Source organism: Aminobacter sp. HY435, from assembly GCF_027568395.1.
Lineage (GTDB): Bacteria > Pseudomonadota > Alphaproteobacteria > Rhizobiales > Rhizobiaceae > Aminobacter.
This window is the reverse complement of sequence record NZ_JANKZL010000008.1, coordinates 268,974-277,771: the sequence shown is the minus strand read 5'-3', so window position 1 is coordinate 277,771 and position 8,798 is coordinate 268,974. Positions and strand designations below refer to the sequence as shown.

General features: G+C 62.0%; 8 protein-coding genes and 2 pseudogenes. 1 reads left to right on the top strand and 9 read right to left on the bottom strand.

Annotation, left to right across the window (positions count from 1 at the left end):
• From PCJ21_RS14115 to PCJ21_RS14085, 7 genes and pseudogenes are all read right to left on the bottom strand, one after another.
• Positions 1-457, bottom strand: a pseudogene (locus PCJ21_RS14115) (Re/Si-specific NAD(P)(+) transhydrogenase subunit alpha); the annotation flags it as partial.
• 146 nt (positions 458-603) lie between these two features.
• A complete protein-coding gene (locus PCJ21_RS14110; protein WP_269932042.1) occupies positions 604-1,404 on the bottom strand; it encodes an ABC transporter ATP-binding protein in 801 nt (266 codons plus the stop codon).
• A 54-nt stretch (positions 1,405-1,458) separates the two neighbouring features.
• Complete coding sequence (locus PCJ21_RS14105) at positions 1,459-2,235, bottom strand: ABC transporter permease (RefSeq protein WP_269932041.1); 777 nt, start codon at positions 2,233-2,235, stop codon at positions 1,459-1,461.
• Between the two features lie 64 nt (positions 2,236-2,299).
• The gene (locus tag PCJ21_RS14100) at positions 2,300-3,208 is read right to left on the bottom strand and encodes an ABC transporter substrate-binding protein (RefSeq protein WP_269932040.1); all 909 of its coding nucleotides are present in this window, start codon (positions 3,206-3,208) and stop codon (positions 2,300-2,302) included.
• 426 nt (positions 3,209-3,634) lie between these two features.
• The gene (locus PCJ21_RS14095) at positions 3,635-4,588 is read right to left on the bottom strand and encodes a CobW family GTP-binding protein (protein WP_269932039.1); all 954 of its coding nucleotides are present in this window, start codon (positions 4,586-4,588) and stop codon (positions 3,635-3,637) included.
• A gap of 47 nt (positions 4,589-4,635) precedes the next feature.
• Positions 4,636-5,103: a RidA family protein gene (locus PCJ21_RS14090; RefSeq protein ID WP_269932038.1), complete on the bottom strand. Its 468-nt coding sequence runs from the start codon at positions 5,101-5,103 to the stop codon at positions 4,636-4,638.
• A 143-nt stretch (positions 5,104-5,246) separates the two neighbouring features.
• Positions 5,247-5,780 (bottom strand): annotated as a pseudogene (locus tag PCJ21_RS14085) (GntR family transcriptional regulator); the annotation flags it as partial.
• A gap of 401 nt (positions 5,781-6,181) precedes the next feature.
• Between PCJ21_RS14085 and PCJ21_RS14080 the strand changes: the two are divergent.
• Complete coding sequence (locus PCJ21_RS14080) at positions 6,182-7,549, top strand: cytosine deaminase (RefSeq protein WP_269932036.1); 1,368 nt, start codon at positions 6,182-6,184, stop codon at positions 7,547-7,549.
• Positions 7,550-7,611: 62 nt separating this feature from the next.
• Here the strand turns inward: PCJ21_RS14080 and PCJ21_RS14075 are convergent, their stop codons facing one another.
• The gene (locus PCJ21_RS14075) at positions 7,612-8,601 is read right to left on the bottom strand and encodes an isochorismatase family protein (protein ID WP_269932035.1); all 990 of its coding nucleotides are present in this window, start codon (positions 8,599-8,601) and stop codon (positions 7,612-7,614) included.
• The gene (locus tag PCJ21_RS14070) at positions 8,601-8,798 is read right to left on the bottom strand and encodes a 2-hydroxymuconate tautomerase (RefSeq protein ID WP_018431063.1); all 198 of its coding nucleotides are present in this window, start codon (positions 8,796-8,798) and stop codon (positions 8,601-8,603) included. The genes PCJ21_RS14075 and PCJ21_RS14070 overlap by 1 nt, the downstream gene beginning before the upstream one ends.

Sequence of the window (8,798 nt, the reverse complement as noted above, 5' to 3'; positions counted from 1 at the left end):
GGTCGTACTCATAGGCGCCGTCGAGCACCGACTGGTAGCCGGCGAGGTTGGCCTGCGAGGACAACACGTCCATCACCTGGGCACGCGTGATGCGCGGCATGAACTCCATGGCGAATGCCGTGACACCGGCCTTGGCCATCGCCGCGATCGCTGCATCGTTGCCGTAGGGATCCATGATGGCAAGCACCGCAGCGCCCGCCTTGTAGCCCTTGACCTCGGCCTCCAAGGGCCGGCGCACCTTCAGCACAACGTCGGCGCGACCCGCATCCGACGCCTTGCCGATGACAGCTCCCACCGCCACGTAGTCGGCATCCGGTATCCGCGACAGCGTCCCCGCCCCCGCCTCGATCACAACCTCGAAACCAAGCGCGACCAGGCGTTTCACCGTATCCGGCGAAGCGCCTACCCGACCCTCGGTCAAATCAATCTCTTTAGGTATGAATATGGTGCCGGACATGCATGGTCCCCCGCGCAGATGCACGCCCGCCGGAGAGGTCCTCCGGCGGTGGCTCATTGTCGTCTTGTCATTGCTGGTGAGGTGGTGGATCGCCCGATTGGGCACGGACAAGGCTGCGGGCCGTCCCCGCAGCCAAAGCCGTTGGCCTAATGAGCGACGAGAATGCCCTTGGCCTCGAAGATCGCCCGGATCTGCCGGACGTAGCCGTGATAATCCTTGTCCTCGTGGGTCTTGCTCCATTGCCGCGGGCGCGGCAAATCGATCTTGAGATCAAGATCGACACGGCCGGGGCGCGGCGACATCACCAGCACGCGGTCGGCCAGGAACACGGCCTCGTCGATACCGTGGGTGATGAACAGCACCGTATTGCCAAGCCTGAGCCACATCGACTGCAGGTCCATGATCATCTGCTCGCGGGTCAGCGCGTCGAGCGCGCCAAACGGCTCGTCCATCAGCAGCAGGCCCGGCTCCTGGATCAGCGCCCGGCAGATCGCCACGCGCTGGCGCATGCCGCCGGAGAGCTCGGAGGGATACTTGTTGCCGAAGCCTTCGAGACCGACCTGGGCCAGCAATTCCTCGGCGCGCGTCCGGTATCTGGCCACGTCGAGCTTCTTGATCTCGATCGGCAGCAGGATGTTGTCGAGCACGGTGCGCCAGTACAGCAAGAGGTCCGACTGGAACACGACGCCAGTCTTGGGATGCGGTTTGCTGACGCCGTCGCCGTCGATGGCGATTCTGCCGGTCGAGGCGGGCGTCAGGCCAGCGAGAAGCGAAAGCAGCGTGCTCTTGCCGCAACCGCTCGGCCCGACGACGGCGACAAAGCTGCCGGGCTCGATCCTGAGATCGATCTTGTCGAGGGCGAGGACATCATCGTCCTCGCGTGTCTTGTAGATCTTGGAAAGCCGGGAAATGTCGACCGCCGCGCCAGTCTGGGTAGTGGCACTCATGGGATTGCCTCACTGAACCTGTTTTAGATGTTGCCGGACCGCTTGAAGGGCCGGTTATTTCGCGGAGTCGCGCTTGTACGTGACGCGGGCCTCGATCGTGTCGATGATGAAATACAGCATCACGCCAAGTCCCGAGATCGCCACCACGGTGGCAAAGTTCAGCGTCGTGTCGAACTGCGAGTTGGCCTGGAGCTGCAGATAGCCAAGGCCGCGCTCGGCGGCAACATATTCGCCGATGACCGCACCGATGACCGCCAGCGACACCGCCACCTTGAACCCGCCGAAGATGTTGGGCAGGGCCGCTGGCAGGCGAACCTTGAAGAAGGTCTGCCATTCGCCGGCGCCCATGGAGCGGACGAGATTGACCAGGTTCTTGTCGAGCGACTGCAGGCCGACGACGGTCGAGATCACGATCGGGAAGAACGAGATCAGGAACGCCAGCGTGATCTTGGGCGCCCAGCCATAGCCGAGATAGAGCACCAGCAGCGGCGCCAGCGCTACCTTGGGCACCGTCTGCAGCGCCACCAGGATCGGGTAGATGGCGCGTTCGAAAGCCCTGGAATAGAAGATCGACAGCGCCAGGGGGATGCCGACCAGCACCCCCATGGCAAAGCCGACGACCACTTCAAAAAGCGTGACATAGCCATGGGTGGCGAGCAGCGGCAGTTCGTTGACGATCCGCGTGGCGATAGCCAGCGGGGTCGGCAGGACGAACTCCGACAGCCCCGACAACGGAACCAGAATCTGCCAGGCGCCGAGCAGAACGATCGCGAGGATGAGAGCCGAATAACGCTCCAGCCAGGGTCCTCGCGACTTCCTCTTGCTGCTCATGTTGTTGCCTTGCTTTTTCTGCGCCTGACCGGCGCCGATAACATCCGTGCTCGCCACCGTAGCCTCACTGCGTCAGAAGGTCATTGGTATAAAAGGTCGAGATAGGCTTCGGTTCACCGATCTCATCGACACTGCCGATCAGCTTGAGCGCATCGGCAATCGTCTTTTCATCGACCCACCCGAGAGGCTTGCCCGTGGATGCCGGAATGGACTTTGAAGTCGCCTCCACCTGCTCGCGGACGACCTTGTCGGACGGCCCGGCCTGCCATACCGCCTTCAATGCGGCGGTCGCCGCGGCAGGATCGCTGCGCGACATTTCGATTGCCTTGCTGGTGACGGAAAGGAAGTTGCGAAGCACGTCGCCCTTCTTCTCCACGCCGTCGGCGCTGGCGACAACGGCCAGGCCGGGAACTGCGAGGCCGAATTCCTCCATGTCGAGGACAGCAAAATTGGTCGAGGTCTTGTCGATGAGTACAGGAAGATCGCTTGTGCGGTACACGCCAACCACATCGACCTTCTTCTGCACGAACTGCGGAATACGGGTCTGGCTGTCCATCTGGATCTTGTTGACTTTCTTGCAGTCTATTTTGTTCAGGCCGCAGAAAACGTCCATGTATGCCGTCGACGTTTCGCCGATAGAGCTTGCGATGGACTTCCCTTCGAGATCGCTTGGTTTGACCACCGGATTGTCGGGATGCGAAATAAGGACAACGGGCGCGGCCGGCTGGTAAAGGGAAATAATCTTGACCGGCATGCCTTTCTGGATAGCCGTGATCGCAAAAATTCCAGGAACCACGGCAAGGTCTTCCTGGCCTTGCAGAAGGGCCGCGAGGGCCGCCTGCGCACCGGCGCCTTCGCCAAGCGTGACGCTGAGGCCGGCGTCTTTGTAGAGACCCTTTTCCTGGCCCAGGTAGAAGAAGCCGTACTCACCCTTCAGCTTCCAGCTGAAACGCAGATTGACGTCCTCGGCCATGGCGCCCTGAGATGCCAGAACGGTGGTAACGGCAGTCGCGGCGATCAGCGCCGCGCTGCGAATGAGACCTGTAGCGTACAACATTTCTCTCCTCCCTAACGAGCACCTTGCGGGCGCCCTTGGCCCGTAGGCCTGCCTCTCTCCCCGGGAACAAGACGCGACAGCTCTCGCTCTCGTTTCTCATTCTTGATCTCATATTGTGATCACATTTTATGATTGTCAAGCGGTGAATCAGGCCAAGCAACGCACGAATTTGCATGCTCGATCGATGCGTTCGAGCGCACTCCCTGCCGCTGCGGCAAGCATCGGAAATTGCTGGCGGATTCACCACGCGTCGAGACGACGCAACCCGCCCGTTCCGGGCAAGGCGCGTTCATGAGTCAATGAACGTCCCAGCATTGCCAGAAAAACGGCAAGCGCGCCCGATCAGTTCGCAGCGGCGAAGGTGCTCGGCAACGAGCGCTCGATTGCGCTTCGGGTCAGGTTTCGGGCGATGAACACCAGCCAGCCGCGTGCCTTGTCCTGCGGCCAGCGCGGCAGGTACTCGGGCGGGTAGACGACGTGCTGGACGCCGTGGATGACCACCGGCCGCGGATCACCCTTGACCGCCAGCAGACCCTTGACCCGCAGGATCGATTGGCCACGCCCGGCCAGCAGCAGCTCGAGCCATTCGACAAACGCCGGCCAATCGACCTCCCTGTCGATCTCGACGGTAAACGTCTCGATGCCATCGCTGTGCCGCCCCGTCATTGGCGTGTCGGCCATCTCGAAGTGGCGCGGCTCCCAGGCCTCGTCATGATCGAAGATCTCGCCAGCGCTGGGCATTGAACTGCGGCTGGAGACAAGCTGGCGAACCTGTGGGTTCAACTTGCCGACGTCCTGGCCAAGCGCATCCAGCCGCCATGGTTCGACAAGGTCCGACTTGGTGATCACCACACAGTCGGCAAGCGCCACTTGTTGCACGGCTTCGGCGAAGTTGCTGATGCAGCTGGCGCCACTGACGCCATCGACGGTGGCGACGATACTGCCCGCCCGATAGCCGCGGCGGAGCTTAAGGTCGCTCATCACCGCCTGCATGATCGGCGCAGGGTCGGCGAGACCCGTGGTCTCAACCACGACCCGGCGGAACGGCGCCACCTCGCCACGACGAACCATCGCCAGAAGGTCCGCCAGAGTGGATACGAGATCGTCGCGCACCGCGCAGCACAGACACCCCGAAGACAAGAGCACCGCGTCTTCGGAAACCTCGCGCACCAGCAGATGGTCGAGCCCGACTTCGCCGAACTCGTTGATGATCACGGCTGTGTCGGCGAGATCCGGCTCGCCGAGCAGATGCCGGAGAAAGGTCGTCTTGCCGCTTCCCAGGAACCCCGTCAGCACATGGACAGGAATCCTTTGGTCCTTTGTGGGCGCGGCCGGCTGCACGGTCAGTTGACCTCGAAGATGGCGTCGACTTCAACCGGCACATTGCGCGGCAGCGAGTAGCACCCGACCGCGGCACGAGCGTGACGTCCGGCCTCACCGAAAACCTCGACCATCAAGTCGGAAGCGCCGTTGATGACCTTGGGGTGATCCTTGAAATCCGGCTCCGCATTGACGAAGCCGCCAAGACGTATGACCCCGACGACGCGGTCGAGATCGCCGTCGAGCGCCTGCTTGAGCTGTGCGAGGATGTTGACGGCGCAGAGCCGTGCGGCAGCCTGGCCCTCCTCGACGGTGAAATCGGAGCCGAGCTTGCCGGTGAACTTGTCCTTGCCGCCTTCGGCAGGAACCTGGCCCGAGACGTAAACCTGGTTGCCCATGCGGCGGGCCGGCACGTAGTTGGCGGCCGGGGCCACGGTTGCCGGCAGGCTGATGCCCAGGCGCGCAAGGTTCTGTTCAACTTTTCCCACCATGGCGGGGATCCTCCCAGATCGTGATGTCAGTAATCGAATTGCAGGTCCGAGCCCTGCGCAAAGGGCAGTTCGATGCCCTGCGAACCGGCAACGCTGAGCAGCGCCTTGCAGGTGGTGCGGATGTCGTGGACGATGCCCTTCTTGGCAGCGGCGGCATTGCCGTCTTTCAGCGCCGCAAGGATGTCCTCATGGTCGGACGCGTTCCACGGCATCGAAGGGATCAGCAAGGACATGTACATTGTCGGGCCGAACTGCAGCCACAGCGACTCGATCAACGGCATCAGCACGTCGGACGCGGCCGCCTCATAGAGCGTGAAATGGAATTTCTGGTTGAAGGAAAGGCAGTTGAGAATGTCGCGCTTTTCGATCGCCACCAGGAGTTGCTTGTTGATCGCAGCGAGTTCGCTGATCAGCGCCGGCGACGCCCTCTTGGCGGCAAGCTCGGCCGCCATGCCTTCAAGCATCTCGCGCACGGAAAAAAGGTCGCTCAGCTTTTCCGGGCTCAGCCGTGGCACACGCACCGAACCGCCCTTGGTTTCCTCGAGCGCATTGGCCGCAACCAGGCGGCTCAGCACTTCGCGCACCGGCATGGGACTAGTGCCGAAGCCGGCTGCCAGCTTGCGCAGGCTCATCACCTGGCCAGGCAGGAAGGCACCGACCATCAAGCCGCGGCGCATGTAGCGCAGCACATGCCCGTGGACATGGCCGCGCTCCTTCTTGGCAGTTTCGGTGCCGCCGTTGCCGGCGTCCTCAGTCTTGTCTATCCGCATTCTGTTTCTCCGCCGCTCGCAAGGTTCCTCAAGAATTGCGCTGTACGAGGAACGGCGTCAGGCGGCGAACTTGCCGCAGACAGTCGCCGGCCGGGGGCAGAAGTTGACAGGCCGCAATCTGTGATCTCATATTGTGATCAATAACTGACATTTCCTCGAACGGCAACCCGTAACTCTTTGTCGCCCCCATTTGTGCACCTTGAAGTCAAGGTTGCATGCAAGGCATCGAACCGCGCAGCACCCACCCCACCAGGACATCCAATCGCTTGTTTGCGGCAACCAACATCTGAAATTTCAGGGGACTGAAAATGGCCGTTTCCACGCCTGACCAGGCAGCCATACAGAACGCAATTCGCGCGGCTGCGCACGGCCGATACGTACTTGGGAATGTCCGTCTCAACGGGTCCGTGACTAGAACAGGTGCCATGCAATCCGCGGGTGCCGAGTTCTTGCTAGCTGACGTGACTGTAGAGCACGGCATGATATTGACAATAACCACGTCAAGTAACGCACCACAAAGTTCGTCCAGCTTTGAGGGTGTCTATATCGATTGCGCTGGCAGGGTCGTTCTGCCTTGTTTTGTCGACTGCCATACACATCTCGACAAAGGCCACATCTTGCCAAGGACGCCCGACGCCGATGGGTCGTTTGGCGGCGCGCTTGCCGCCACCAAAGCTGATCGAACTGCAAACTGGACGGCTGAGGACGTGGCCGGGCGCATGGATTTCGCGCTGCGCTCGGCTTTCCACTACGGCACTTCAGCAATCCGCACGCATCTCGATTCGCAACCGCCCCAGGACGACATCTCCTGGCCTGTTTTCATGGAACTCAGGCAGCGCTGGCGCGGCCGCATCGACTTGCAGGCATCCTGCCTGTTTCCCATCGACATGGCGCGCGACGATGCATTTCTCGACCGTATTGCAAGGCGCGTCGCCACTGCCGGCGGCATCCTCGGGGCAGTCGCCTATCCCACACCCGACATCGACCGTCTGCTCGACCAGATGTTCCAGGCAGCTGCGCGACACGGCCTGAACCTCGACTTCCACGCCGACGAGACCACCGATCCATCCGCCGATGGGCTGCGCCGCATCGCCGAGGCAGCCCTACGATCGCGCTTTGCAGGCAAGGTGCTTGTCGGCCACTGCTGCTCGCTGGCGATGCAGGAGGAAGCAGTCGTCGATGCCACGCTCGACAAAGTCGCGGCTGCAGGTGTCGCCGTCGTGTCGCTGCCGACCTGCAATCTCTATCTGCAGGATCGCCGAAACGGCACAACCCCGAGATGGCGGGGCGTGACCTTGCTGCACGAGATGAAAAAGCGAGGCATCCCGGTGGCGCTTGCCTCCGACAACACACGCGATCCGTTCCATTCCTACGGCGATCTCGACATGCTCGACACGTTCCGCCTGGGCACGCGCGTGCTCCATCTCGACCATCCCGCCGGAGACTGGATCCGGGCTGTGACCACGACCCCGGCAGAAATCATGGGTCTCGAAGGCAAGGGTAGCATCGTCGAGGGACAACCGGCCGATTTCATCTTGTTCGAAGGTCGCTCCTGGTCGGAAGTGCTATCGCGCGCAGAGAGGAACCGCATCGTCGTTCGCCAGGGCGCGCCGATCTCGACGTCCCTGCCCTCCTACGCCGAACTCGATGAGCTGGAAGGCCTGGCGCTCGGCTGAACGCCAAACAAAAAGGCCGCAGGAAACCCGGCGGCCTTTTGGTATCAACATCAGCAAACAGATCAGGCCGTGGCACCGACCTGATAGAGCTCGACCTTGGTGCCGTCGGGATCGGCGATGTAGATCGTCAGTCCGTAAGGCCCATCATGCAGCTCGTTGAAGTAACGCACGCCAGCCTTCTTGAGCTTGGCGTCCAGAGCGCGGACGTCATTGACCTCAAAGGCGATGTGGTCGAGCTGGCGGTGGTCGGAAGCCTTGCCGTGGATCAGCGCGATGCCCTGGTGGAAGGCGGTGAACGGGCGGCCGTCCGCAAGCGGCTTTGCCGGACGGATCGTGAAGCCAAGCTGGTTGGTGTAAAACGCCACCGACGTGTCGATGTCGTTGACCATGATCAGTTGGTGACCGTAGTTGGTGACCCGCGGCTTGACCTGCTCGCCGATCCAGTCGAGCACCTCGGACGAGTGGGCGATCTCGCAGAAATACTGCTTCCACACCTGCTTGGCGGTGGCTTCCCATTCGGCATTGACGCCCGACACGCAGTCGTCGACGGCAATCACGTCGAGGTCGCGCAGATAGGCCTCGCGGATGGAGGTCTCGACGCAGGCATTGGTGGTCGCACCCGTAACGAACAGGTGCTGGGTGCCGAGCATCTTCAGCATCATTTCGAGGCGCGTCTCGTAAAAGGCGCCGAAGCGATGCTTGCGGATGACGAAGGCCGGGTCGAAATCGGCCAATGGCTTCAATTCGTCGATGATCTGCTCGTCCCAGCTGCCGGCCAGCGCCGACACCTGCTTGCGGCGAGCGGTGTGGCCGAGCAGCTTCTTCTTGGCGCGGTTCTGGTCGACCGCGAAGTGTTCCTGCATCGTCCAGATGACCGGAATGCCGGTATCCTGGCAACGCTTGATCAGCCTGGCCAGCGGCGGCACAATTGCCGACAGGCGCTTGGTGTCGACGCCCGAGACGCCGAGCGTGCCCTTCTCGTGGATGAAGGCGTTCTGCAGGTCGATGACCAGCAGTGCCGACTTGCGATAGTCGAGAACGTCCAGACCCATCACTTGTGCTCCACCATGTCGATGCCGAGCACGCCGCCGCGGCCCCAGCTGTCCTTGGGCGTCTCATGGATCACCACATGCAGGTGATCTGGCTTGCAGGCGGCCTCCTCGACCATGGCCTTGGTGATGGCCTTCACGAGGTTGCGCTTCTGCTCGACAGTGCGCCCCTCCCACATCTCTACGACGACGAACGGCAT

What these genes read in the sequence shown, in the direction of transcription:
- PCJ21_RS14110 (WP_269932042.1), bottom strand. Translation starts at nt 1,404, where the DNA reads ATGAGTGCCACTACCCAGACTGGCGCGGCGGTCGACATTTCCCGGCTT.
- PCJ21_RS14105 (WP_269932041.1), bottom strand. Translation starts at nt 2,235, where the DNA reads ATGAGCAGCAAGAGGAAGTCGCGAGGACCCTGGCTGGAGCGTTATTCG.
- PCJ21_RS14100 (WP_269932040.1), bottom strand. Translation starts at nt 3,208, where the DNA reads ATGGCCGAGGACGTCAATCTGCGTTTCAGCTGGAAGCTGAAGGGTGAG.
- PCJ21_RS14090 (WP_269932038.1), bottom strand. Translation starts at nt 5,103, where the DNA reads ATGGTGGGAAAAGTTGAACAGAACCTTGCGCGCCTGGGCATCAGCCTG.
- PCJ21_RS14080 (WP_269932036.1), top strand. Translation starts at nt 6,182, where the DNA reads ATGGCCGTTTCCACGCCTGACCAGGCAGCCATACAGAACGCAATTCGC.
- PCJ21_RS14075 (WP_269932035.1), bottom strand. Translation starts at nt 8,601, where the DNA reads ATGGGTCTGGACGTTCTCGACTATCGCAAGTCGGCACTGCTGGTCATC.
- PCJ21_RS14070 (WP_018431063.1), bottom strand. Translation starts at nt 8,798, where the DNA reads ATGCCGTTCGTCGTCGTAGAGATGTGGGAGGGGCGCACTGTCGAGCAG.